Source organism: Erwinia sp. S43 (genome assembly GCF_016624745.1).
In the GTDB taxonomy this organism is placed as follows: Bacteria; Pseudomonadota; Gammaproteobacteria; order Enterobacterales; family Enterobacteriaceae; genus Erwinia; species Erwinia coffeiphila.
The window spans coordinates 1-24,547 of record NZ_JACVTX010000028.1 but is presented as its reverse complement, the minus strand read 5'-3'; the positions used below and the strand labels follow the sequence as shown (position 1 = coordinate 24,547).

Annotated in this window: 23 protein-coding genes; 11 read left to right on the top strand and 12 right to left on the bottom strand. The window is 58.2% G+C overall.

Translation table 11 applies throughout. From position 1 onward, the window contains the following. The gene (locus IBT47_RS22675) at nucleotides 1-2,373 is read right to left on the bottom strand and encodes a membrane-bound PQQ-dependent dehydrogenase, glucose/quinate/shikimate family (protein ID WP_200563166.1); all 2,373 of its coding nucleotides are present in this window, start codon (nucleotides 2,371-2,373) and stop codon (nucleotides 1-3) included. Nucleotides 2,374-2,820: 447 nt separating this feature from the next. On the opposite strand from IBT47_RS22675, the gene IBT47_RS22670 reads away from it, so the two are divergent. Beyond that, nucleotides 2,821-3,867: a LacI family DNA-binding transcriptional regulator gene (locus IBT47_RS22670; RefSeq protein WP_200563165.1), complete on the top strand. Its 1,047-nt coding sequence runs from the start codon at nucleotides 2,821-2,823 to the stop codon at nucleotides 3,865-3,867. On the opposite strand, the gene IBT47_RS22665 is transcribed toward IBT47_RS22670, so the two are convergent. Genes IBT47_RS22665 through IBT47_RS22655 form a run of 3 tightly spaced genes read right to left on the bottom strand, consistent with a single transcriptional unit; the run spans nucleotide 3,851 to nucleotide 6,540 of the window. Then, nucleotides 3,851-5,431, bottom strand: coding sequence for an MFS transporter (locus IBT47_RS22665; RefSeq protein WP_200563163.1), 1,581 nt, complete (start codon nucleotides 5,429-5,431; stop codon nucleotides 3,851-3,853). The genes IBT47_RS22670 and IBT47_RS22665 overlap by 17 nt on opposite strands. Then, complete coding sequence (locus IBT47_RS22660; protein WP_105593566.1) at nucleotides 5,428-5,844, bottom strand: DoxX family protein; 417 nt, start codon at nucleotides 5,842-5,844, stop codon at nucleotides 5,428-5,430. The genes IBT47_RS22665 and IBT47_RS22660 overlap by 4 nt, the downstream gene beginning before the upstream one ends. Before the next feature lie 54 nt (nucleotides 5,845-5,898). Then, nucleotides 5,899-6,540 (bottom strand): hydrolase, encoded by a 642-nt coding sequence (locus IBT47_RS22655; protein ID WP_105593567.1) that lies wholly within the window; start codon nucleotides 6,538-6,540, stop codon nucleotides 5,899-5,901. A 301-nt stretch (nucleotides 6,541-6,841) separates the two neighbouring features. On the opposite strand from IBT47_RS22655, the gene IBT47_RS22650 reads away from it, so the two are divergent. Then, on the top strand, nucleotides 6,842-7,660 hold the full coding sequence (locus IBT47_RS22650; protein ID WP_200563161.1) for an alpha/beta fold hydrolase: 819 nt from the start codon (nucleotides 6,842-6,844) through the stop codon (nucleotides 7,658-7,660). A 75-nt stretch (nucleotides 7,661-7,735) separates the two neighbouring features. Here IBT47_RS22650 and IBT47_RS22645 read toward each other — a convergent pair whose 3' ends face one another. The 4 genes from IBT47_RS22645 to IBT47_RS22630 all read right to left on the bottom strand — a co-directional run bounded on the left by IBT47_RS22645 (nucleotide 7,736) and on the right by IBT47_RS22630 (nucleotide 11,671). After that, entirely contained in the window at nucleotides 7,736-8,632 is an 897-nt protein-coding gene (locus IBT47_RS22645) for an alpha/beta hydrolase (RefSeq protein ID WP_105593569.1), read from the bottom strand. Nucleotides 8,633-8,830: 198 nt separating this feature from the next. Further along, entirely contained in the window at nucleotides 8,831-9,754 is a 924-nt protein-coding gene (locus IBT47_RS22640; protein WP_105593570.1) for a substrate-binding domain-containing protein, read from the bottom strand. Nucleotides 9,755-9,869: 115 nt separating this feature from the next. Further along, the gene (locus tag IBT47_RS22635) at nucleotides 9,870-10,646 is read right to left on the bottom strand and encodes a TIM barrel protein (protein ID WP_200547221.1); all 777 of its coding nucleotides are present in this window, start codon (nucleotides 10,644-10,646) and stop codon (nucleotides 9,870-9,872) included. A gap of 11 nt (nucleotides 10,647-10,657) precedes the next feature. Then, nucleotides 10,658-11,671: a Gfo/Idh/MocA family oxidoreductase gene (locus IBT47_RS22630; protein ID WP_200563160.1), complete on the bottom strand. Its 1,014-nt coding sequence runs from the start codon at nucleotides 11,669-11,671 to the stop codon at nucleotides 10,658-10,660. Nucleotides 11,672-11,857: 186 nt separating this feature from the next. Between IBT47_RS22630 and IBT47_RS22625 the strand changes: the two genes are divergently transcribed. Beyond that, the gene (locus IBT47_RS22625) at nucleotides 11,858-13,846 is read left to right on the top strand and encodes a sigma-54-dependent Fis family transcriptional regulator (RefSeq protein ID WP_200563159.1); all 1,989 of its coding nucleotides are present in this window, start codon (nucleotides 11,858-11,860) and stop codon (nucleotides 13,844-13,846) included. Between the two features lie 30 nt (nucleotides 13,847-13,876). Here IBT47_RS22625 and IBT47_RS22620 read toward each other — a convergent pair whose 3' ends face one another. After that, nucleotides 13,877-14,386, bottom strand: a complete 510-nt coding sequence (locus IBT47_RS22620; protein WP_105593574.1) for a TIGR00645 family protein — start codon at nucleotides 14,384-14,386, stop codon at nucleotides 13,877-13,879. Between the two features lie 158 nt (nucleotides 14,387-14,544). Continuing rightward, nucleotides 14,545-14,877, bottom strand: a complete 333-nt coding sequence (locus IBT47_RS22615) for a helix-turn-helix domain-containing protein (protein WP_200563158.1) — start codon at nucleotides 14,875-14,877, stop codon at nucleotides 14,545-14,547. Nucleotides 14,878-15,094: 217 nt separating this feature from the next. Between IBT47_RS22615 and IBT47_RS22610 the strand changes: the two genes are divergently transcribed. Continuing rightward, complete coding sequence (locus tag IBT47_RS22610) at nucleotides 15,095-15,997, top strand: LysR family transcriptional regulator (RefSeq protein WP_200563157.1); 903 nt, start codon at nucleotides 15,095-15,097, stop codon at nucleotides 15,995-15,997. Between the two features lie 8 nt (nucleotides 15,998-16,005). Here the strand turns inward: IBT47_RS22610 and IBT47_RS22605 are convergent, their stop codons facing one another. After that, nucleotides 16,006-16,911, bottom strand: a complete 906-nt coding sequence (locus tag IBT47_RS22605) for a siderophore-interacting protein (protein WP_200563156.1) — start codon at nucleotides 16,909-16,911, stop codon at nucleotides 16,006-16,008. 204 nt (nucleotides 16,912-17,115) lie between these two features. On the opposite strand from IBT47_RS22605, the gene IBT47_RS22600 reads away from it, so the two are divergent. Next, nucleotides 17,116-18,243 carry a GNAT family N-acetyltransferase gene (locus IBT47_RS22600; RefSeq protein WP_200563155.1) on the top strand — a complete coding sequence of 376 codons (1,128 nt, stop codon included), beginning with the start codon at nucleotides 17,116-17,118 and terminating at the stop codon, nucleotides 18,241-18,243. A gap of 2 nt (nucleotides 18,244-18,245) precedes the next feature. Here the strand turns inward: IBT47_RS22600 and IBT47_RS22595 are convergent, their stop codons facing one another. Next, nucleotides 18,246-20,078 carry an ABC transporter ATP-binding protein gene (locus tag IBT47_RS22595; RefSeq protein WP_200563154.1) on the bottom strand — a complete coding sequence of 611 codons (1,833 nt, stop codon included), beginning with the start codon at nucleotides 20,076-20,078 and terminating at the stop codon, nucleotides 18,246-18,248. Between the two features lie 231 nt (nucleotides 20,079-20,309). Between IBT47_RS22595 and IBT47_RS22590 the strand changes: the two genes are divergently transcribed. The 6 genes from IBT47_RS22590 (at nucleotide 20,310) to IBT47_RS22565 (ending at nucleotide 24,463) form a co-directional block, all read left to right on the top strand. Next, nucleotides 20,310-21,218 (top strand): LysR family transcriptional regulator, encoded by a 909-nt coding sequence (locus tag IBT47_RS22590; RefSeq protein ID WP_200563153.1) that lies wholly within the window; start codon nucleotides 20,310-20,312, stop codon nucleotides 21,216-21,218. 114 nt (nucleotides 21,219-21,332) lie between these two features. Beyond that, a complete protein-coding gene (locus IBT47_RS22585; protein WP_105593581.1) occupies nucleotides 21,333-21,749 on the top strand; it encodes a DoxX family protein in 417 nt (138 codons plus the stop codon). A gap of 10 nt (nucleotides 21,750-21,759) precedes the next feature. Next, nucleotides 21,760-22,719, top strand: coding sequence for a glutathione S-transferase family protein (locus IBT47_RS22580; RefSeq protein ID WP_105593582.1), 960 nt, complete (start codon nucleotides 21,760-21,762; stop codon nucleotides 22,717-22,719). 20 nt (nucleotides 22,720-22,739) lie between these two features. Next, on the top strand, nucleotides 22,740-23,345 hold the full coding sequence (locus IBT47_RS22575) for an alpha/beta hydrolase (protein ID WP_200563152.1): 606 nt from the start codon (nucleotides 22,740-22,742) through the stop codon (nucleotides 23,343-23,345). A 158-nt stretch (nucleotides 23,346-23,503) separates the two neighbouring features. Continuing rightward, nucleotides 23,504-23,902, top strand: a complete 399-nt coding sequence (locus IBT47_RS22570) for a VOC family protein (RefSeq protein WP_105593584.1) — start codon at nucleotides 23,504-23,506, stop codon at nucleotides 23,900-23,902. A gap of 345 nt (nucleotides 23,903-24,247) precedes the next feature. Beyond that, nucleotides 24,248-24,463: a YdgH/BhsA/McbA-like domain containing protein gene (locus IBT47_RS22565; protein ID WP_105593585.1), complete on the top strand. Its 216-nt coding sequence runs from the start codon at nucleotides 24,248-24,250 to the stop codon at nucleotides 24,461-24,463. Nucleotides 24,464-24,547 lie beyond the last annotated feature (84 nt).

Genomic DNA, 24,547 nt, shown 5'->3' with positions numbered 1-24,547 from the left:
TTACGGCAGCGCGTAAGCGATCACGTCATCGCCACGGTTGTCGTTGGTTCCGGTACGGGTTGCGCCACCCGCAACCACCACGATGTACTGCTTACCGTCTTCACCGATATAGGTCATCGGTGCGCCCTGTCCGCCAACCGGCAGACGACCACGCCACAGCTCTTTACCGGTGTTGTTATCCAGTGCGCGCACGTAGTAGTCCAGAGAACCGTGGAAGAAGGTCAGGCCGCCTTTGGTCACCAGCGGACCACCCATGGTTGGCATACCCAGAGGGATATCCAGACCCGGCGCGACGCCGTGGATTGGCGCATCCTTGATGGTGCCCATTGGAACCTGCCAGCGGGTTTTACCGGTCGCCAGATCGATAGCGGTCATCGAACCGAACGGCGGCTTGAAGCACGGTACGCCCAGCGGAGAGATAAACATGCCGCGCTCAACGCCCCATGGGGTGCCCAGCTGCTCGGAGTATTCCCCTTCGGTCGTTGCCTGCAGGCCACGAGCATCGGCATCTTCACGCTTGATAAACTGGCCCCACTGCGCCATACGGATATCGTTAACGATCAGCGTACCGGTAGAAACGTCAATCGCACCGCCGCCCCAGTTAAAGCCACCGTAGTAGCCCGGGTAGATCAGCGTACGTTTTTTATCGGACAGCGGGGTGAATTCGCCTTCCCAACGCATCTCTTTAAACTGCACGCGGCAGTAGAGCTGGTCGAAGATTGATGCGCCCCACATATCGGACTCTTTCAGCGCCTTGGTGCCCACGGAAATCGCCGAGTACGGCTGGGTTTCGGCCACTTTCATGCCCGGCATCGCGTCGGTCGACACTTTGCGCTGTTCCACTTCCACCACCGGCTTACCGGTACGGCGATCCAGTACAAACACCTGGCCACGTTTAGTCAGCTGGATCAGTACCGGCGTAACGGTGCCGTCTTTGCCCGGCATATCGTACAGAATCGGCTGGGAAGAAACGTCGTAGTCGAACTGGTCCTGATTCGCAGTGCGGAAGTGCCACACTTCTTTACCGGTTTTCAGCTCAACGGCCACCACGGAGTCGTTGTACTCGTCAGAGTAAGGATGGCGGTTGCCGGTCCAGAAGTCCGGAGTCTGGTTGCCGGTAGGGAAGTAGGCAATGCCCAGCTTCGCATCGTAGGCCGCCGTGCCCCAGAAGTTCGGAGTTTCAATCGGATAGATTTCGCCTTCAGGCAGCGGGGTGCTGTCTTTCGCACCGCGTGACGCATCCCATGCCCACAGCAGTTTACCGCTGCGTGAGTCATAGCCGCGCACCACGCCGGAGGCTTCGCCGGTGGTCAGGTTGTCGTTCAGCTTACCGCCCACCATCACCACGCCATCGGCAGCCAGCGGCGCAGAGGTCAGGTAGTAAGAACCGTGCGCGGTTGGGCCCAGGCCGTTCAGCAGGTTAACGAAACCTTTGTCGCCGAAGCTCTCATCCAGCTTGCCGGTTTCGGCATCCAGCGAGAAGATACGGCCATCGTTGGTGGTGCTGATAATGCGCTTGTTACCGGCAATCGCTGGCTGGGTGCCGTCCTGCGGCGCCTCGCTCAGCTCGGTGTAAGCCACGCCACGGCAGCGTTTCCAGTTCTTGTTACCGGAAGTCTCTTCGATTTTCGGATCGAAGCGCCACTTCTCTTTACCCGTCACCGGGTCCAGCGCAATCACCTTATTCAGCGGCGTACACACATACATGGTGTTGCCGACTTTCAGCGGAGTGGTCTGGTATTCGGCACCGTTAATCGCCAGATCGCCGGTGTGATAGGTCCACGCCACTTTCAGATCTTTCACGTTAGTGGTGTTGATCTGGTCAAACTGTGCGAAGCGCTGCCCACCGGTGTTACGGCCGTAGGCGGTCCAGTCGTTGCCGCTGTCATCGGCCGCTTTCTCATCCAGCACCGGCACTTTATCGGCGGTGGCTTCCACTTCAGGATGCGGGCGGAACATACCGGCAAAGATAGCGATGATACCGATCGCCAGCACCGCAGAAACACCGGCGGCCAGCTTGCAGGAAATCACGCGGCCCAGGTCGGCTTTACGCAGGGTTGGCGCACTCAGCGTCACCAGCAGCGCCACCACCAGGAAGGTGACCGTACGCGGCACCAGCTGCCAGAAGTCGGTACCGACTTCGCTGAATGCCCAGATCAGGCTGACGATCAGCAGTGCCCAGGCAACATACAACGCCCAGCCTTTCTGGCGGATCAGGCCAAGACCGCTGGCGGCCATCGCCAGACCGGCAGGCAGATAGAACCAGGAACCGCCCAGGGAGATCAGGTACGCGCCGCCCGCAGCCAGGCCTAAGCCCAACAGCAGCAATGCTGCCCCGATGATAGTAACCACAATATTTCTACTGTTATTCATGATGAGATATTTTCCATTAAGAAAAAGTCATTCAGGAAGATAGGTAAAATAACTTTTGCCCAGCACAATGTAGTGTTCTTTCTAATTATCTGATTTTAGATACTTAATTCCCGGATTTCGTCCCCCCTCTGCACCCCTTCTGCGGCATATTCTCTGAACGCAGGCAACACTCATCCCTAACCCATTACATTTGTTGTGGGTTTGAACCTGTCTGGTTAATTTATTTAAAAATATGATGCGGCAATGTTTGTTGTTTGTGACTTAGATCAAATGTTACCGGAGTTTGCTACCGTTGGCAAAACTTTGCCAACGGTAGCAACGATAATTGTTCTCAATTTATCCAGCGAAGAAACGACGCAGCTAACACAATCACCAGCGCGTGCTGTCTCCGTGGTGAGGATTTGTTTATTCTGTGGCTCGTAATCTGAGGGCCACGAAGATAAAACGATGAAAAACAAAGTGAGAGAGAAGCAGCAGCAGAAAGCGACCGCCAGCGACGTTGCCGAACTGGTGGGCGTATCAAAATGGACGGTTCTGCGCGCCTTCAAAAACGGCGCATCTATCTCACCGAAAGTGCGGGAACAGGTACTGGAAGCCGCTAACCGACTGGGATTCCGCCCCAACCTGCTGGCCAGAGGACTGAAGCAGCGTAAAACCAATATTATCGGCGTGGTCACCGATGAATTTAACAACCCGCATACCCTCAAAATGCTCAGTGAAGTCAGCCACCAGCTGAACGAACGCGGCTATATGATGCTGCTGCTGAACACCGATTCGCAGGAGAACTATCGTTCGGTGCTGGAAATGGCCGGACAGCTGCAGGTGGATGGCCTGCTGTTTCTCGCCACCATCCTCAGCGATGAACTGATCCTCACCGCCGAAAGCGTGCATCAGGTGCCGTCGGTTCACGTCTGTCGCAATACCGATACGGCTGATGTGGAAGTCGTCAATATTGACGGTTTCGCAGCAGGCGGGGAGATGGGGCAGCTGCTGCTGGATCAGGGCTATCAACGCTTTGGTTATATGGAAGGCCGCAACACGGAAACCACCCATTTACTGCGTATGGAAGGCTATCAGTCGGTGCTACAGGCGGCGGGGAAAAAGCTGGATATCCTGTTGAAATGTAACCACTACGACCGCGAAATCGCGTATCGCGCCATGAGTGATTACTTACGGGTAACGCCTGCTGAGTCGCGGATTGATGCGCTGTTTTGCGAGAACGACGTGCTGGCTTTCGGGGCAATGCAGGCGATTCGGGATTATGATGCCGACCTGCACATCGGCATTGTCGGCTTTGATGACGTGGAAGAAGCGCGAACCACCACCTGGAATCTGACCACCTGGGCGCAGCGCTCCGACCTGCAAATTGCCGAAGCGCTCAACCGGCTACTGGGTTCTCCGGCTGACGAGCAGGGTCCGTGGCGATATGGCGAGCTGCGTATCCGCCAGTCCCATCTTAACCCTGCCGCCGACCCCATCAGTGAAGCGAAATAAAGTGATGCACCTTCGGTTTATCCTCCCCCTGATGGAAGCGGGTCACGCTGCTCTGTAAATCGGCATCGGCATTCGATACCCGCTGGTGCTGGCGCAGATGCTCGTGCCAGGACTCCACCAGGAACCACTCCATCAGCGTGCCGCTATCGTGGCTGTGTTCCGCAATCCCCCAGGCATAGGCTCCGTCACGGCGGCGCGTCAGCGACAGCTTCTTAATTTCCGCCAGGAACGCCGGACGATCTTCCACCGCGACCTGGTACTCAATCTGAATCATCACCGGGCCGCGATCGGTAGTCACTTCACCACTCAGCTCGGGTGCATCCCAGTGCCCGGAAGGTTGCAGATCCGCTTCACCCGCTGGAAGTTTCAGGCGCAGACAGAGCAGTGCGGAAATCAGCAGCAGCAGCGCGGCAACAATCAGCGTCGGCACCAGGCCAATCTGCTGGCCCACCAGGCCCCAGACCAGGCTGCCCGCTGCCATCGCCCCGTTGAAAATCATCAGGTAGACCGCCAGTCCACGGCCTCGTACCCAGTCCGGCAGTACCGCCTGCGCCACGCCGTTCAGCGAGGTCAGCGCGGTGATCCAGCTGATACCCAGCAGGATCATCAGCGGCAGCGCCAGCGCTTTCACCGGCAGCAGAGCAATCACCACCATCACCAGCGCAGAGAGCACGGCGGAAAACAGCATCAGTCCGTCAACGTTCATCCGCTGGCGCAGCGCAGGCATAATCAGCGCGCCGACGATAGCACCAGTACCCACCGCGCCGAGCATAATGCCGTAGAATCCGGCGCTGCCCTGCAGCAGGTTACGCGCCACCAGCGGCAGCATCGCCCAGATTGCGCTGGCAAAGAAGAAGTAGATAGCCGCCCGTAACAATACGCGGTGCAGTTCGCGGCTGGCCTTCACGTATCGAATCCCCGCCCGGAACGCGCCGAGGAAATGTTCGGACAGCTCGTTCTGTGCCTTATGCGGACGCTTCCACCAGATCAGCGCGGCAATAACAAACACGTAGCTCATCACGTCGGCACCGTAGGCCGCCCAGGCACCCAGCGCCGCCAGCAGCAGACCACCGGCAGCCGGACCAACCGCACGGGCAATGTTGATCCCCAGCGAGTTGAGCGCTACGGCGTTTTTCAGCTGCGGACGCGGCACCAGCTCCGGCACAATTGCCTGCCAGGCTGGCCCCATCAGCGCGGCGCCAATCCCGCCGATAAAGGTTAACGCCACCAGATATTCCACGGTCAGCATATTGTTATGCGACAAAATCAGCAGCGTTCCGCTGACGCTGGCCAGCAGCAGCTGCACGAAAATCAGCAGGCGACGGCGGTCCAGGATATCCGACAGCACCCCGGCAGGGATCGCCAGCAGGAAGATCGGCAAGGTCGCGGCGGTCTGCATCAGGGCAACGGCCGCCGGGTTGGAAGACAGCCCGGTCACCAGCCAGGAGCTGGCGACATCGCGCATAAAGCTCCCGGTATTGCCGAGGATGGTTGCCGCCCAGATGGCGGCGAACAGCCCCTGTTTCAGCGGAGCGAAGGCCCCTGATTGCGTACTGGTGGTCATTTGCTGTTCCTCAAATCATTGCAGGCGACGTAAACCAGCGCACCCGCCAGTCCGAGATGTTCAAAAAATCCGTTCATGACCATGCCGCGCTCCGCTACCGGCACCTGCCAGAACGCGTTAGCCATAAAGGTCGCGGCAACGGTAAACAGGGCCAGGGCCAGTGCGCCCAGCCAGCGCAGGCGGCCGCTCAGGATCATCAGTGATGCCCCCAGTTCCAGTACAATCACCGCAGCGGCCATCGGTGCCGCCGGTGACAGACCAAAATGCTGCATCTCGGCTATCGCGCCGGGGAAGTCCAGCAGCTTGACCAGGCCGCCCTGAATATAGGCGGAACAGAGGGCTAACAGCGCCAGCCAGCGAACGGCCGGGAACGGCACGCGGGACGTTAAAGCAGGAATAAGGGCATTACGCATGATTCTCTCCTGCCGGAGCCGCCTTCAGGTCGGCTCCGGCATCGGGTTAATGGATCAGGCCTTGCGGGCCGGGGCTTTGTGAACCAGGGTGTAGGCGTAATCCACGCCCATGCCGTAGGCACCGCTGTGCTCGCGTACCAGGTCCATCACCGCGTCGTAGGTCTCTTTACGTGACCAGTCGCGCTGGTACTCCAGCAGCACCTGCTGCCAGGTCACCGGCACCGCACCGGCCTGCACCATACGGTCGATGGAGCGCTCGTGGGCATCCACGCTGGTGCCGCCGGAGGTGTCGGTCACCACGTAGACTTCGAAGCCTTCTTTCAGTGCCATCAGCGCCGGGAAGGTCAGGCACACTTCGGTCCACAGGGCGGAGATAATCAGCTTTTTGCGGCCGGTGGCTTTCACCGCCTTCACGAAAGCTTCATCTTCCCAGGAGTTCATTGAGGTACGCTCAATCGGCGTGGATTCAGGGTGAACCGCTAACAGTTCAGGCCAGATGTAGCCGCTGAAGCTTTCGGTCTCAACGGAGGTGTAGATGGTCGGCACGTTAAAAATCTTGCCCGCTTTGGCTAAAGCGACGGTGTTATTTTTAAGCTGCTGGCGATCGATGTTGGCAACACCGAAGGACATCTGCGGCTGATGGTCGATGAAAATCAGGGTGGAGTTCTGTGGGTCCAGCAGGTCGAATTTAGACATTTTCAATTCCTCTTAATGTTTAGTTTTTCAATTTTGTGAGTGATGTTGTGCTGCTGGAAATAAGATTACGGCAGGAGATAAAAAGCGGATAGCGGAAAGAATTTAGCAACTCGTTAAGTTTTTTTTGACAGGTTTTTAGCCATTATATAGAAGAGATTACCTATACATATCATCAAGATAAGTTGATAAGAATTTTCTAACAAGTTATCAAAATCTCTGCGTTATCTATCATTCGACAAGGCATCTAAGATTAATTCCAACAAGACGTAATTAACCTAATTAACGATTCGAGGAAATAACCATGAGCACATTCAATACGCAAGACGGCACTCAAATCTATTACAAAGACTGGGGTACAGGTAAGCCGGTACTGTTCAGCCACGGCTGGCCGCTGGATGCCGACATGTGGGACAGCCAGATGAATTTCCTCGCCGAGCGCGGCTACCGCGTGATTGCTTTTGACCGCCGTGGTTTTGGCCGTTCAGAGCAGCCGTGGGAAGGCTACAACTACGATACGTTCGCTTCCGACATCAACGACCTGATCCAGCACCTTGACCTGACCGACGTGACCCTGGTGGGCTTCTCGATGGGCGGCGGCGACGTGTCCCGCTACATCGGCCGCTACGGCAGCGAGCGCATCAACGCCCTGGTACTGCTCGGTGCCGTTACGCCAATCTTCGGCCAGGCGGCAGATCACCCGGAAGGGGTTGAGCAGTCGGTGTTCGCCGGTATCCGCGACGGCCTGCGTAAAGACCGCGCTCAGTTTATCAGCGACTTCAGCACGCCGTTCTTCGGCACCAACGCAGGCCAAACCGTGTCTGAAGGCGTACTGACCCAGACGCTGAATATCGCCCTGCTGGCTTCGCTGAAAGGGACCATTGACTGTGTGACCGCCTTCTCGGAAACCGATTTCCGCGGCGATATGGCGAAGATTGACGTGCCAACGCTGGTTATCCACGGCAGTAACGACCAGATCGTACCGTTTGAAGCCACCGGTAAACTGGCGGCGGAGATGATTAAAGGCTCAACGCTGAAAGTGTATGACAATGCCCCACACGGCTTCGCGGTCACGCATCAGGACCAGCTGAACCAGGATCTGTTGGCCTTCCTGCAGCGCTAATTTTACTTCTCATTAAAGGGGGCGATTATTGCAATCGCCCCCTTTTTTATTACTCAGGTTTTTCCAAAGCAAAAATCACCCGCGTGCCGCCAGCCACACCGCGTAGGCTTCATCCCAGATTGCGGCCGGGGTGCCCACCTTACCCAGACCAAAGCCGTGGCCGCCCTTGGAAATGCGGATCATCTGTACCGAAACGCCCATCCGGCGGCAGGTATCGTGCATGATCACGCTGTTTTCCGGGTTAGAGGTGGTGTCGTCTTCCGCCTGCGCCATAAACAGCGGCGGATAGGCGCGGGTCACGTAGTTTTGTACCGACCAGCTGGCCTCTTCGGCGGGAGAAGGATGATTGCCCACCAGCGACAGGTGGGTATTGGTATGAGTGTAAGGCGCTTCGAGAGTGATCACCGGATAAATCAGCCCCACGCTGTCGACCTTCGGCACCAGTTCGTCCAGCGCATCCTGCGGCTGATAGGAATCGTATTCGGGCCGGGCGGCGGCCATGCCGAACAGATGTCCTCCGGCGGAGAACCCGAGCAGATGTACGCTGCGCTCCATTGAGCGCACCAGACGGATCGCCCGCTGAGCATCCTGCAACGAAACGAGGTTACCGTCCTGCCAGTGTTCACCGGGAAGACGATAGCTGAGTACATAGGCAGTAAAGCCCTTCGACGTCAGCCAGCGCGCCACCGGCCAGCCTTCGCGCCCCATGCCGATCCAGCGATATCCCCCACCGGCAGCAATCAGCACAGCTTTTCCATTCGGCACTTCCGGCTGAAAACGCTGGATGCCGGGGCTGACGATATTCGACCACGAACCGTTAGGCGAGATGCGCAGCGCCCCTTTAGGGCCTCCACCGCCCGGCGGATCGTCCGGCCACAGAGGAAAAAAGTCCTGACGTGCGAACAGGTTATCGGTGCTCATGGCAAGGACAAACGCGCCGGAGCCAAGCAGCAGGCGGCGGCGACTAATCATCGTACATATCCAACATTCTCAGCAGGAAACAGGGAGGTTATCGTTGAGCGCCAGGACGGCGGATCTCAGTGGCGAAATAGTATTCACAAGCGTGGCAAATTGCTACAGGCGTCACACTTTTTTCATCACTAAATGTGGGATTACTCAGACGGAAACAGACAATAGCGGGTCCTGTTGATTCAGGACCCGGCGGGAAGGTTACTTCACGTTCTTTTTGGTGAACTCTTCGTAGTTTTCTTTGGTGATCACCTGATACGGAATCCACATAAATTTGTCTTTATTAGTACCGTCAATCACCTGCTTCGCCATGGTCACCGCGCCAACACCCTGGCCTGCCGCATCCTGGAACACGGTTAACGCCAGCTTGCCGTTTTTAATAAACTGCAGGGCATCCGGGGTGCCGTCGATGCCGGCGACCAGAATATCTTTTTTACCACTCTGGCCGAGGGCCATAATCGCGCCGATAGCCATCTCATCGTTGTTGGCGGCAATCGCATCAATCTTATCGCCGGAGAGCAGCCAGCCGGAGGTCACATCCACCGCTTCGTTACGCATCCACTGGGCGGACTGCTTCTCGATCACTTTCATATCTTTATATTTGGCGATCACTTCTTCCGTCGCTTTGGTACGCTGACGGGCTTCCTCCGCCGACAGCGCCCCCATCAGAATGGCGACGTTACCTTTGTAATTCATCTTTTTCGCCAGCGCTTCCATCTCCATCTGGCCGCCCAGCAGCGAGTCGGAGCCCACGTAGGCCATCTTGCCGGTCAGCTCAACTTCCGGCTTACGGTTAACAAAGATCAGCGGGATATTGGCTTTTGTGGCCGCATCCATCATGCGTTTAACGCCCTGAGTATCCACCGGGTTCAGAATAATCGCGTCAACGCCCTGATTAATAAAGTTCTCAACCTGCTGAACCTGGACCGCCACATCGCCCTTGGCATCTTCAAACTGCCCCTGAATGTTCTCTTTCTTCATCTCATTAGCCATCTGGGTACGCAGAATGGAGACAAAGTTAAGATCGAAGTTAGCCAGCGCAACGCCAATGCGCAGGTCTTTCGCCTGGGAAGCCGGAGCCAGCGCCATAGCGCAAACGAGCAGTGCGATTTTTTTCGTGTTCATAGCATGATTCCTGTAGGTATAGGTAAGTTATTATTTTTTAACTACAAAACATCGGGTGAACGTCTTACTTCTTGGAAAAAAAATTGCGGCCAGGGCTGGCCGCATCGGTACTGCATTACTCAAAGTGCGCTTTAAAGCTTGCCAGAGCTGTTTCAGTGTCCCCTGACGCCCAGCCTTCCAGCGCAATTACCCCCCGGTAATTCATGGCGCGCAGCGCTTTCGCCACCGCGCGATAGTTGATCTCTCCGGTGCCCGGCTCGCAGCGGCCCGGTACATCCGCCACCTGAATTTCACCGATCGCATTACCGCTGCGCTGTACCAGCTCAATCAGGTTGCCCTCGCCGATCTGCGCGTGGTAGAGGTCCAGATTCATCTTCAAATACGGGCTGTTGACCGCTTCCACCAGCGCCAGGGTATCCGCCGCTTTGGCGAACGGCGTACGCGGATGATCGACGGCGGTATTAAGGTTTTCCAGGGTGAACACCCGCCCGGCTTTCTCGCCCAGCGCCGCCAGCTTCTCCAGCGTTCTCACCGCTTTCACCCACATCTCACCGGTGACGATATCCACCGGCTTGACCGGCAGGCCCTTGTTATCCAGCCCAGTGCCGTGCAGATTCAGCGACGGGCAGTTCAGCCGCTCGGCCACCGCCAGCGACTCGGCGGCGCTGCTCAGCAGGTTTTCAATTTCCGCATCGTCGGTCAGGTTGCCGGTCAGATAACCGGTCATCGAGGTGAAACGTGCACCGGTGGCCGCCAGCGCATCGATATCTTTATTTTCCCAGTGCCAGATCTCCACGCCGAAACCCAGCTGGTGAATACGCTGCACGCGTTCAATAAACGGCAGATCGAGGAAAACCATTTCGGCACTGACGGACAGGCTGTAATCGGACATGGTGACGATCCTTATAATTTAACCGGGAGGTTTTGCTGTACGGAGGCGATACAGGCCAGCGCAATCGCCAGCGCGTTCCGCGCATCTTCACCGGTGGCACGCGGGGTTTCGCCGGTGGCAGCGCAGCGTACAAACTCAGTGAGTTCAGCAATGTAGGCGTCGGCCAGCAGATCGGTGTCCTGGCGCGACGTATCAATCGAGATACCTTCCGCCGTGTAGCGCACCGCGTTGTTGACGTTGATATTGCCGATTTGCAGCATGCCGTTGCTGCCGAACACTTCGCCGCGCACGTCATAGCCGTACACCGCCTGGAAGTTAGCTTCGGCAATGGCGATCGCGCCGTTATCAAAGCGGATGGTGACCACGGAGGTATCCAGCAGGCCTTTGTCCTTGAAGTCCGGGCGCACCAGCGCGTCGGCAATGGCATAGACTTCCACCGGCTTCGCGCCCGGGTTGCAGTGCAGCAGGGTGTCGAAATCGTGGATCAGCGTTTCCAGATAAATCGTCCACGGTGGGATTGGCGTAGGATCGCGCAGCGGGGCCGGGTCGCGGGTCAGCGAGCGCAGCAGCTGTGGCGTACCGATTTTACCGGCCTTGATTTCCGCCAGCGCGGCGGCAAATCCGCTGGCAAAGCGGCGGTTGAAGCCCACCTGCAACACCACACCGGCCTCGCGGGCGGCGGCAATGGCGCGATCGGCTTCTTCGAGGGTTACGGCCATCGGTTTTTCGCAGAAGACGTGCTTACCGGCGCGCGCGGCGGCGACCACCAGTTCAGCATGAGTACGCGCCGGGGAAACGATGACGACCGCGTCAATATCCGGGCTGTCGAGCATCGCCTGCGGTTCGCTGTAGAAGTGCTCAACGCCGAGTTTCTCCGCCAGGCGCTGGGCCGCGCCCGGGACCGGATCGGCCACCGCCGCCAGTACTGCACCCGGTACACGCTGAGCCAGAGAGGTCGCGTGGAAGCTCCCCATCCGTCCCGCGCCAATCAGACCTACGCGTATAATTTTTTTTGTTGCAGACATCTTGTTCCCCTTCAGGTTACTGGCAGACATTCGTTGTGTCTTTGTCATAAGCAAAGGCTATGCCAGCCTGACAATCCCCTGACGGCGCGCTTTTCTCTGCCCGCTGCGATCACAAAATGGACATAAAAAAAACATGTCAACTTAACATGTCGATAAAATGGACACTCGATAAGCGGAGGGAAGAGCATGAATCATCAACCCGTTCTGAGGGCAGCCATTGGCGCAGAGTGCGACGGTAAGCTGAGCCTGCCGGAAAACAGCCAGGAAGCCCGGCGCTGGGATGCGCTGCTTGAGCAGGCACGCCGTGATTTTGATGCCGGTAAAGAGCCGGATTTCGTGCGCCCCGACATTCTGAACTCGTGGAAATACAGCCGCGATGCCGGTATCGATCCGGCTTTTTTTGCCTACACCTTCCCACCGCAGGATGAGGTGAAGCAGATTCTGGCGGATAACGCCGTGCTGATTGAGGTGGCGAGAGGGATTATGGAAAATCTGCTGGCCTATAATCCCGACGGCCATATCAATCTCACCGACGCCAACGGCATCACCCTCTCCTACTGCGGGCTGGATATCACCCCGGTGGGCAGCATCCTGCGTGAATCCGAGATGGGGACCAACTGCACCGCGCGCTGCCTGAAGCAGCAGCGGGTGGTCTATCTGCTCAGCGGTGAAAACTGGAAGTTTGCTCTGCGCAGCCGCCACTATCCCTGTGCCGCCGCGCCAATCCGCGATGCCGAAGGGCGGATGATTGGCGTACTGACGCTGACCGCTACCCAGGATAACTTCCACTATCACACCCTCGGCACCGTGCAGGCGGCGGCGGAAGCGGTGGGCCAGCAGCTGATCCTGCGCGCCCTGCTGGCGGAGCAGAAGTCGATCCTGGAAACATTGAATGAAGGGGTGATCGTGCTGGATCGCAGCGGGACGATCAAAACCATCAACCGCTACGCGCGGCAGATCTTCCACGGCTTCGCCCGCACCGGCCATCAGGTGGATGCGGTGCTGAATCCGCAAAACGCGCGGCTGGCGACCATGACCTTCTGCAACGACCGCGAAGTGGTGTTTGTACCGTCAGAAAATCAGCACGTCTCCTGCCTGGTGTCGGTGATGCTCGCGCCGACCGGCGGCAAGATTATCGCCCTGCGGGAAAACCAGCGTATTCGCGCCATTACTCGCCGGGTGATGGGCGTTAACGCCAGCTATACCTTCGACATGCTGTGCGGCAGCGCACCCACGCTGATGGCGGCGATGGAAAAAGCGCGCAGCTGCTGCCGCAGTGACAGTACGGTGCTGCTGACCGGCGAGAGCGGCACCGGCAAAGAGCTGTTTGCCCAGGCGATCCACAATGAAAGCCTGCGCAGCGGCGAAGCGTTTATCGCCGTGAACTGTGGAGCGCTGCCGCGCGATCTGGTACAGAGCGAACTGTTTGGCTACGCCGACGGTGCCTTTACCGGATCGCGGCGCGGCGGCGCGGCGGGGAAATTTGAGCTGGCCGACGGCGGCACGTTGTTCCTTGATGAGATTGGCGATATGCCGCTGGAGGCGCAAACCAGCCTGCTGCGCGTATTGCAGGAGAGTGAAGTGGTGCGCATCGGCGCGTCGCAGGCGGTGAAGGTGAACGTGCGGATTATCGCCGCGACAAACTGTAATCTGCTGAAGGCGGTGGAAACCGGCGCGTTTCGCCGTGACCTGTACTACCGGCTGAACGTCATCTCGATCCCCATTCCGGCACTGCGCGAGCGAAGCAGCGATATTCCGGCACTCACCGAATGGTTCCGGGAAAAGGTCTGCACCCAGCTGAAAAAAGTGAACGTGCAGTTTACGCCACGGGCGATTGAGGCGCTGTGCCAGTATCCGTGGCCGGGCAACGTGCGCGAGCTGGAAAACATCGTCGAGCGGGTGATCAATACCCATAACGGGCTGCATATTGACGCCGTCGATCTACCGGAAGAGGTGATCCAGGCGGGCCGCTCACAGCCGGAGTTGGCGGTTTCACGGGGCACCACCACCCACGCCGTGCGGCTGGATGAAAATGAGCGGGTGCATATTATTGCCACGCTGAATTCGCTCAACGGCAATCTGCGGCAGGCCGCACAGCAGATGGGGCTGTCGCGCGCCGGGCTGTATAACAAACTGAAGAAGTACGCGATAAGCGTGGATGAGTTCCGCCGGTAGCGCAGTGCTACCGGCGAGAGTCTGAGAAAATCAGATTAAGGTTTTGTCTTTATCTTTGCGCGACATGCTGTCGAGGTAGCCCATCACAAAGGCGGACAGCACGAAGGTCAGGTGAATAATCACGTACCACAGCAGCTTGTTGTCGGGTACGTTGCGCGCGTCCATAAAGATCCGCAGCAGGTGGATTGAGGAGATAGCCACAATCGACGCCGCCACTTTGTTCTTCAGCGAGCCGGAGTCCATTTTACCCAGCCAGCTCAGCTTTTCGCGGTGCTCATCCAGATCCAGCTTGGAAACGAAGTTTTCATAGCCGGAGAGCATCACCATCACCAGCAGCCCGCCGACCAGGGTCATGTCGATCATCGACAGCAGCATCAGCACCATGTCGTTTTCGGTCATCTCGATCACGTGCGGCAGCAGGTGGAAGACTTCCTGGAAAAACTTAATGCCCAGCGCCAGCAATCCCAGCGACAGCCCAAGGTAGATTGGAGCCAACAGCCAACGTGAGGTGTAAATCAGATTTTCAACGAAACGTTCCATAGCATCCAGTTCAGAGTTCAACACGGCGCACAGTATAACTGATGGTCGATGAACTTTAGCAGGCGCGGAGGACCGGATTCGGAACAATTTAAACGACTTTACGTTGCGGGAAGGTCATCCCGCAGCGAAGGCAGCCGGCCACCGGGTGGCGAAAGGCGTTAGTGATACTGGCGGTACTGCACGCGGTAGTCGCGCGGAGTGACGTTGAAGTGCTTTTTAAACACCCGCTGGAAGCACTGCTGGGAGGAGAAACCCAGATCCATCGAAATAGTCATAATGCTTTTGGTGGAATTAATCAGGCACTGTGCGGCCTGATCCAGGCGGCGGCTGCGGATAAAACTCGCCAGCGTAATGCCTTTTTTCTCTTTGAACGCCCGCTGTAAATGCCACTTGGAGTAGCCTGATTTGGCCGCCACGGCTTCGATATTCAGCCCTTCTTCCAGATGTTCATCAATCCAGTCTACGATGACGTCTACGATTTCATTTTTCATTTCTACACACTCCACAACGGCAGCGAATTACCCGCATCTGCTTCTGCCATTCATTTTTACGATGGAATTATCTTTTTGATTTATATAATGAAACAGGTGATATGCAAAAATTAACGGAACATATCAATAAAAAGTAGAAAGGATGTTATTAGCAAGTTTAAAATAGCTCAAATAGATAATTTGAATCTGCTGATATAGACAGGAACTATATAACCCTATGATGGATCTTAATCTGGTTCGGGTTTTCATCGCCATTTATGAAACCCGCAGCGTCAGCGGTGCTGCCGATCGGCTGTTCATCACGCAGCCTTCTGCTAGCTATGCGCTAGCCCGGCTGCGGTCTGCGACGGATAACGAGCTGTTTAAACGCAGCCGAAAAGGGATGCTACCGACGCCGGTTGCCAGCCATCTGTATAAGGTTTTTAAGCAGTCGCTCAGCGGGATTGAAACCGCCGTGGCGGATACCCGCAGCTTCTCTCCGGAAACATCTTTTCACAAATTTAGCCTCGCACTCTCCGACCTCGGCGAACAGCTGCTGCTGCCAAGGCTGGTTAAACATCTGCGAGAGCTGGCACCGAATGTGCAGCTGGAAGTGCTGCCGATCGAGATGATGCGCATTGATGAATGGCTACTGACCGGGAAAGTGGATGCCACGCTGTGCAGCCGCAACGAAAGCATTTCACCGATTGCCCAGCGCGACAGAATTATGGATGAGCGCTACGTCTGCCTGGTGAATAGCCAGCATCCGCGCATCGGCGGTGAGCTGACGCTGCATGACTATCTGGCCGAGCAGCACATTATCGTGTCGACCATCAGCGGGCATCATATGGTGGAGGCGCAGATTAAGGAGTATGGCTTTGAGCGGCGCATCGCGCTGGAGGTGCCGCACTTTACCGCGCTGGGCGAGATTATCGCCAGCAGCGAGCTGCTGGTGACCATTCCGCTAAGCGCGGCGAAAATCTATGCCGCGCGCGGCAACGGGCGCATTGTCGAACTGCCGTTCCAGCTGCCGAATCTGGAGGTTTATCTCTACGGCCATACCGAGATCGGCGACATCACCGCCAAGACCTGGTTCTATAACACGCTGAAAGAAGCCTGCCCGGTACTGATGGAGAACTGACCCGGCAATCAGCCTTTGCGGCGCGGGCCACGGCTCCAGTAGGCCATAAAGCTGATGCAGTCCTGAGCCAGGCCGCGCTCGCCGATCAGGTAGCGGCGCAGGTGCTTCACCGCGCTCGATTCAGCCGCCACCCAGCCGTGGAAGCGCGCGTCGTCGTGGTCGGCGCGGTCCCATACCAGCTGCCCTTCGGCCTCTTCGCGCAGATCTTCTCGCGCCAGCGCACTGTCCGGCAGGCGCACGTGCTCACGCACCGCGCTCAGCAATGCCTCACCGTAGCTGGCTCCGCTGGCGTCACGCGGCAGCCAGTGAATATCGGCAAAGGCGTACTGGCTGAGATCGACGCAGTCGCCACGCTCGGGTACTTCCAGGAACACCTGTAGCTGCGGCGGGTTCTGCCAGCGGGAGAGCTGCTCAAGAATCGCCTTCGCCGCCGGTAGCGCGGTTTCATCCGCCACCACCAGCCCCTGCTTCACCTGCTCGTGCGGATTCCATTCGTAGCCGCCGCTGTCCTGACCGTATTCGCGGTTCGGCGCGGCGATTTGCATCGCGTCGCCCGGCTGCGCGTTCAGCGCCCAGGCCGATGCCGGGCCTTCGGTGCCGTGCATCACGAATTCCACTTCCATCTCCGGCACCTCGGCGTCGGCGTTAACGTGGCGAATGGTATAGGTGCGCATGATCGGGCGATCTTCCACCGCCAGCTTGCCCATGTTCTCCCACCACGTCAGGCCGTTATCGACCGGCTCAAAGTGTTTGCCGCTTGGCGGTGGCAGCAGCAGCTTGATGCGCTGGTCCGGCGCATCCATCTTCATCTGGCGCACTTCCTCACCGCTAAACACGCAGCACAGCATCGAAGGAGACAGTACCTGCTTGCGCGCCAGTACGACATTGAATAAGCGATAACTCTGAGCAGCCATAGATCCACCTTGTTAACCGAAAGCCGTGCGCGCGTGCCGCACATAAGGGCAGCAAGAATAGCAAAGGCAAATGATAATGAGAATGCGTATTACCCCAATCCGTATCCTGCTGCATTTATCCGCGTGTGCCACCCGGGCGGAAGGCGTTGATCTCCGTCGCGAAAGCGTTCAACGTAAGGTTTTTCTTTATCGTGGAGTCTATCGATGTCGTTAAGCCTTCTGACGCAGCTGGCCGATATCCCGGCCAGTCAGTGGGATGCCCTGGCCCCCAACGACCAGCCCTTTATGCGCCACGCTTTCCTCAGCGCGCTGGAAGAGAGCGGCTCGGTTGGCGGGCGCAGCGGCTGGCAGCCGCAGCATGTGCTGTGGCGCGAGGGTGACCGCGTACTGGCGGCAATGCCGGGCTACGGCAAACGACACTCCATGGGCGAATACGTCTTCGATCACGCCTGGGCGAATGCCAGCCAGCGGGCGGGCATTCCCTACTATCCAAAGTGGCTGTCGGCGGTGCCGTTCAGCCCGGTGGGCGGCGCGCGGCTGCTGGGCGAAGCAGAGGCAGCCGAGCGGCTGCTACAGGCGCTGCCGGAATTTCTCGCCACCCATGGTTTTTACAGCGGCCATATCAACTTTAACGATGCTGCGCTCGGCGATCGGCTGGCGGAGGACGGCCGCTGGCTGCCGCGCCTCGGCTGCCAGTATCACTGGCACAATCGCGGCTACCGCGACTTCCAGGATTTTCTCGACGCGCTGACCTCGCGCAAGCGTAAACAGCTGCGCAAAGAGCGCGAAGGCGTACGCCAGCAGGACATTGAATTTTGCTGGTATCAGGGGCACGAACTGAGCGAAGCGCAGTGGGACTTTGTTTACACCTGCTACGCCAACACCTACTTCGTTCGCGGCCGCCAGCCCTATCTCACCCGCACGTTCTTCAGTCTGCTGGCAGAGTACATGCCGGAAGCGCTGCGCATCACCATCGCCAGCCAGCATAGCCAGCCGGTGGCTATGGCGCTAAGCCTGGTCGACGGCAGCACTTTCTACGGCCGCTACTGGGGCTGCCTGGCGGAGTTCAACCACCTGCACTTTGAAACCTGTTTCTATCAGGGGATGGAATATGCGATCGATAACGGACTACAGCGCTTTGACGCCGGGGCGCAGGGGGAGCACAAGCTGATACGCGGTTTTGAACCGGTACTGACGGAATCCTGGCACCTGCTGCGCCACGGCGGCCTGCATGACGCCGTGGCGGATTTTCTGCAGCAGGAGCGCGACGGCGTGCGCGCCTGGGCTGAGGAAGCCCGCGACGCGCTGCCGTACCGGCTTAACGCCGGATAGCGCTACTGTTCACCGACGAAGCCGCCGGTCTGATGCCGCCACAGCCGCGCATACAGGCCGTCCTTCGCCAGCAGTTCGGCATGGCTGCCGATCTCGACAATCCGCCCCTGTTCCAGCACCACCAGCCGGTCCATGCGGGCAATGGTCGACAGGCGGTGGGCGATGGCGATCACCGTTTTGCCGCCCATCAGCCCTTCCAGGCTTTCCTGAATCGCCGCTTCCACTTCGGAATCCAGCGCCGAGGTGGCCTCATCCATAATCAAAATCGGCGCATCCTTCAGCAGCACACGGGCGATGGCGATACGCTGGCGCTGACCGCCGGAAAGCTTCACGCCGCGTTCGCCGACGTGTGCATCCAGTCCGGTGCGGCCCTGGAGATCCGACAGCAGCGGAATAAACTCATCGGCCTTCGCCCGATGGATCGCTTGCAGCATCTCCTCTTCGCTGGCACCAGGGCGGCCATACAGCAGGTTTTCGCGGATTGAACGGTGCAGCAGCGAGGTATCCTGAGTGATCATCCCAATCTGCGCGCGCAGGCTCTCCTGGCTGACGTCGGCAATGTTCTGGCCGTCGATCAGAATCCGCCCGCCGTTGAGGTCGTAGAGCCGCAGCAGCAGGTTAACCAGCGTCGACTTCCCGGCACCCGACGGGCCAATCAGGCCAATTTTCTCGCCGGGACGAATGTCCAGCTGCAGGCCGTCAATCACCCGCCGCTCACCACCGTAGTTAAAGGTAATGCCGTCAAACTGGATTTCGCCACGGCTGACATCCAGCGCCGCCGCATCGGGTTTATCACTCACGCTCAGCGGCTGGGAGATGGTTTTCAAGCCGTCCTGCACCATGCCGATGTTTTCGAAGATGCCGTTCACCACCCACATGATCCAGCCGGACATATTCACGATGCGGATCACCAGCCCGGTAGCGAGCGCGATCGCGCCGACGCTGATCAGCGACTGGCCCCACAGCCACAGCGACAGCCCGGTGGTGCTGACGATCAGCAGGCCGTTGAGCGTGGTGACCACCACATCCATCCCGGTCACCATTCGCCCCTGGCTGCGGGTTTTCTGCGTCTGATCGTCCAGCGCTTCCCGCGCATAGCTGCGTTCCAGATCGCCGTGGGCAAACAGCTTGAGAGTGGCGATATTGGTGTAGCCATCCACAATAAAGCCCATCAGCCGCGAGCGTGAATCCGATGACGCCACCGAACGCGCTTTGATCCTCGGCACAAAATACTTCAGGCAAAGCACGTAACCGATAATCCACAGAATCAGCGGAATGGTCAGCCGCCAGTCGGCTTCGGCAAACAGCACCAGCGTGGTCACCGCGTAGATCACCACGTGCCACAGCGCGTCGACCATCTGCACCGCAGAATCGCGCAGCGCACTGCCGGTCTGCATAATTCGCTGGGCGATGCGCCCGGCAAAGTCGTTCTGGAAAAAGTTCAGGCTCTGGCGCAGCACGTAGTTATGATGCTGCCAGCGGATCATATTGGTCATGCCGGGGTTAATGGTCTGATGCACCAGCAGATCGTGCAGGCCGATAAACAGCGGACGAAACAGCATTGCCACCGCAGCCATCCACAGCAGTTCGCCGTAGTGATCCTGAAAGAAGCTGGCGGCCGGGGTACTGTTCACCAGATCGATAATCCGGCTGAGATAGCGAAACAGCGAAACTTCGATCAAAGACGCAATCAGGCCAATCACCAACAGCAGCGCAAAGACCGGCCACACCTGGCGAAGATAGAACAGATAGAAGGGCCACACGCTGTCGGGCGGCGTGGTGCCCCGGGCTTCCCTGAAGGTATCGATCATCCTTTCAACACGGTGATAAAACATAAGACAGGCTCAGTTGACCAACAGAACCCTGAAGCTTAGTGCATCAGGCCGGTCATCAGGCGTCAGTCAGTGCCTTTGTATCGTAAATAATCCACCGATGCGGCGGCCGGACGGCGAAATGCAGATTCCTGGATGCACAACGGCCGCAAAGGCTGCTTTAATAACGCCAGCGCCTGCGGCCCGGAAAATCCTCCCGCAGGCATATCTGCCCCTCGGAATCAGGAAAAGCATGTGGAACGTCTGGACTGCGATCGGATGTTTGTAGCGGTAATGGAACTGGGCAGCTTTGCTGCGGCGGCCGCGCGGCTGGGCACCAGCAGCGGGCAGGCATCCAAGCTGGTCGCCAGGCTGGAAAGCGAGCTGGGCGTACAGCTGCTCAAGCGCAGCACCCGCGCTCTGTCGCCGACCGAAGTCGGGCTGGCCTACTTCGACCGCATTAAAAACCTGCTGGAAGAGTGGGACGCGCTGGATGCCTCGGTGCGCCATGCGGCGGGGAAACCGACCGGGCGCATCAAACTCAGCGCGCCAATTACCTTTGGTGCCAGCCAGCTGGCCCCGGTGCTGATCGCCTTTGCCCGCGAATACCCGGAAATCGAGCTGGACGTTAACTTCTCCGATCGGCTGGTCAACATAGTGGATGAAGGCTTTGACGTGGCGATCCGCATCGGCAGGCTGAGCGACAGCCGCCTGATCGCCCGCCACCTCAGCGATATGCGGGTGGTGATTGCCGCCAGCGATGAGTACCTGAGCGCGCACGGCACGCCGACCCGCTATCAGCAGCTGGCCGATCACAACTGCATTATCGACACCAATTTTCGCGATCCCTTCAACTGGCCGTTCAGCGTAGACGGCGAAGCGGTTACCCTGCCGGTGCGCGGCCGCCTGCACTTTTCCAATGCCGAAGCCAGCCTGACCGCCGCGCTGAGCGGGCTGGGCATTGCCCGGCTGCCGACCTTTATTGCCGGTCCGGCATTGCGCGCGGGCACCATCCGCCCCCTGTTGCGCCACAGCGAAATCTCGCCGCTTGGCCTGTACGCGGTGTATCCCCCGGCGCGCCATCTGGCGCACAAAGTCCGGGCGCTGATCGACTTCCTGGTCAGCCACTACGCCGGTGAGCCGGAATGGGATCGCGGCTGGTGATTACTTCCAAAATGGAAGTAATGTTTGCGTTTCTGGCGGGATAATCAGCCACAGGGAATCAGTGTAAAGTACGTTCCATCAACCCCCGATGGCATACTGAATAAGGTAAATAACATGACTGATACCCGCACCGCTCCCTGGGCCGCGCTCATTCTGCGTCTTTCTCTCGGCATCCTGTTCCTGGCCCACGCCGGTCTGAAACTGTTTGTCTTTACGCCCGCAGGCACCGCAAAATTCTTCGCCTCGCTGGGTCTGCCCGGCGGCCTGGCCTACGTGACTATCGTCTGGGAAATTCTCGGTGCGGTGGCGCTGATTGTCGGCTACCGTCCACGCATCGCTGCAATTGTGCTGATCCCGGTGCTGCTGGGTGCGATTTTCACCGTACACGGTCCGGCGGGCTTCTGGTTCACTAACCCGAACGGCGGCTGGGAATATCCGGTATTCTGGGCCATCAGCCTGGTGGTACTGGCGCTGATCGGTGACGGCAAGTACGCGCTGAAAGCCTCCCTGCCTGATTCACGTCTGCGTTAAGGAAGTTACTATGCTGGTAAACGGTAAATGGACGGCGGACTGGCACCCGGTGCAGGCCACCGATGAGAAAGGCGGCTTCGTTCGCCAGATCTCAAGCTTCCGCCACTGGGTGACGCCCGATGGCGCACCCGGCCCCACCGGTGACGGCGGGTTTGCCGCCGAAGCGGATCGCTATCACCTGTACGTGGCGCTGATCTGTCCGTGGGCATCACGCACGCTGATCGCCCGCAGCCTGAAAGGCCTGCAGGATGTGGTCAGCGTCTCGGTGGTGGAGCCGAAGCTGACCGATGAAGGCTGGCGCTTCGGCGACTATCCCGGTTCCGACCGTGATACGCTGAATCACGCCGAGTATCTGCATCAGCTCTATACTCGCGCCGACGACAGCTTTACCGGCCGTGCAACGGTGCCGGTGCTGTGGGATAAAAAAACCGCTACCATCGTCAGCAACGAATCCGCCGACATTCTGCGGATGTTTAACAGCGGTTTCGGCAGCCTGGCCAGCGACAGCATCGACCTCTGTCCGCTGGCGCTGCGGGACGAGATCGACGCCCTGAACGCGGAAATCTATCCCCGGCTGAACAACGGCGTGTACCGCGCCGGGTTTGCCACGACCGAGGTCAGCTACCGCGAAGCCTTTAACGATGTTTTCGGCATGCTGGATACGCTGGAGATGCGCCTGAGCCAGCGCGGCCCGTGGCTGTTTGGCGAGTCGCTGACCGAGGCCGATATCCGCCTGTTCGTGACCCTGATCCGCTTTGACGTTGCCTATCACGGCATCTTTAAGTGCAATCAGCGGCAGCTGCGTGATTACCCGGCGCTAAACGGCTTCCTGCTGGGCATGCTGGCGCTGCCGGGCGTTCGCGAAACGGTGAGTATCGACCATATTAAGCAGGGCTATTACTCGATTAAGAGCCTGAACCCGAACGGAATTGTGCCTGCCGGTCCCGATATGACCGCGTACGGTTTGTAATCTGCATCAGGAGAAATGTCATGACAGGTCTGGTTATTTTACTGCACGGCGTGGGCAGCAACGGCAACGATCTGGCCGGGCTGGGTCGCCACTGGGCACCGAGCCTGCCGGGCGTGAGTTTCGCCAGCCCTGACGCGCCGTTCCATTTTGAGCACGGCGCGGGCTATCAGTGGTTCAGCCTGGCCGGTATTACGCCAGCTAACCGCCCGGCGCGCGTGGCCGCAGCGCGGGAGGCATTTGACCGCGAGCTGACGGCGATCCTTGAACAGCATCAGATGACCGATAAGCTCGACAAGGTGGTGCTGGTCGGCTTCTCGCAGGGGTCGATTATGGCGCTGGATACGCTGGTGTCCGGCCGCTGGCCGGTCGCCGGGATTGTGGCCTTTTCCGGCCGCCTGGCCTCACCGCAGCCGTTGACTCCTGCACTGAATACTCCGGTGCTGCTGATCCACGGTATGGCCGACGGCGTGATCCCGGTGGCGGAAAGCGAAGTGGCGGCGGAGACGCTGCGCGATCTGGGCGTCAGCGCCCGCAGCGACTTTGAGCCGGGGACCGGGCATACCATCTCGGCACGCGGTGCGCAGCTTGCGGCGGAGTTTATTGCCGGGCTTTTGAATTTAAGCTGAACAGAAACCTTATCCTGATGCCAACAGTGGATAGCGTTGTTCCGTTCTGAGCCTCACTCTCTTAATACTCACAAAAAACCGACCTCATCCGTCGGTTTTTTTCGTCTTGGGGTTATATTCAAAGACCTGGCTGGCTCATAAAACGAAAGGATAAGGTTTTGAGAACGCAAAAAAGATGCATGGGATACGTCGCCATCGTGGTCGACGACTACGATCGGGCGATTGATTACTACACCAACAAGCTCGGCTTCACGCTGGTTGAAGACACGCCGCAGCCGGGCAAACGCTGGGTGGTGGTTACGCCAAACCCGGAGAGCGACTGTAATCTGTTGCTGGCGCGCGCCTCTAACGACCGGCAGGAATCTTTTATCGGCAACCAGTGCGGCGGGCGGGTATTCCTGTTCCTGCAAACGGACGATTTCTGGCGTGATTACCACGCAATGAAAGCGGCCGGCGTCCACTTCTGCGAAGAACCCCGGCAGGAAGAGTACGGCACCGTGGTGGTGTTTGAGGATCTCTACGGCAACCGCTGGGATCTGTACCAAAACCTGCAATAAGTCTTATCGCCGGGCTAAATCCTTCCAGCCCGGCGTGATTATCCCTTAGTACTGCGGCCTGACGCCTGATGCCTGATGCCTGATGCCTGATGCCTGATGCTTGATGCCTGCCGCCCGGTATCACGCTGACCTTCTGACATGTCCATCGCCTGACCCTTTCCTGACGACAGCCACTCCTCCTTTTTCACTGACTGAACAAGGACTGACCCATATCATCTGTTTATCGAAAAGTTAGCACGATCATGGTTACCGCACTTATTGTTAATCAACTTATAGTAACTAGAGTTACTATCTATTCATCGGAGGCAAACAACCTCCTCACCATACAAATGAAGGAATACGACCATGAAAACTATCAAAACACTGTCTGTTGCTGCCGTTGCTGCTCTGTCACTGATGTCATTCGGTAGCTTTGCTCAGAGCATTACTGCCACCTCCTCTACCCTTGACGGCGCTGAAGCGAAAATCGCCGCTCAGGCTCAGCAGGCGGGTGCAGGCTACAAAATCACCAGCGCACGCGTTGAAAACGGCGCATACGTTTCTGCGGAATTGATCAAATAAAAATGGTCGCATAAGGATATGCCAGAAGAGGGCGCCCGCCGGGGGGGCGCGGGGGGGGTTTTGGGGGGGGGTTTTTTTTTAAAG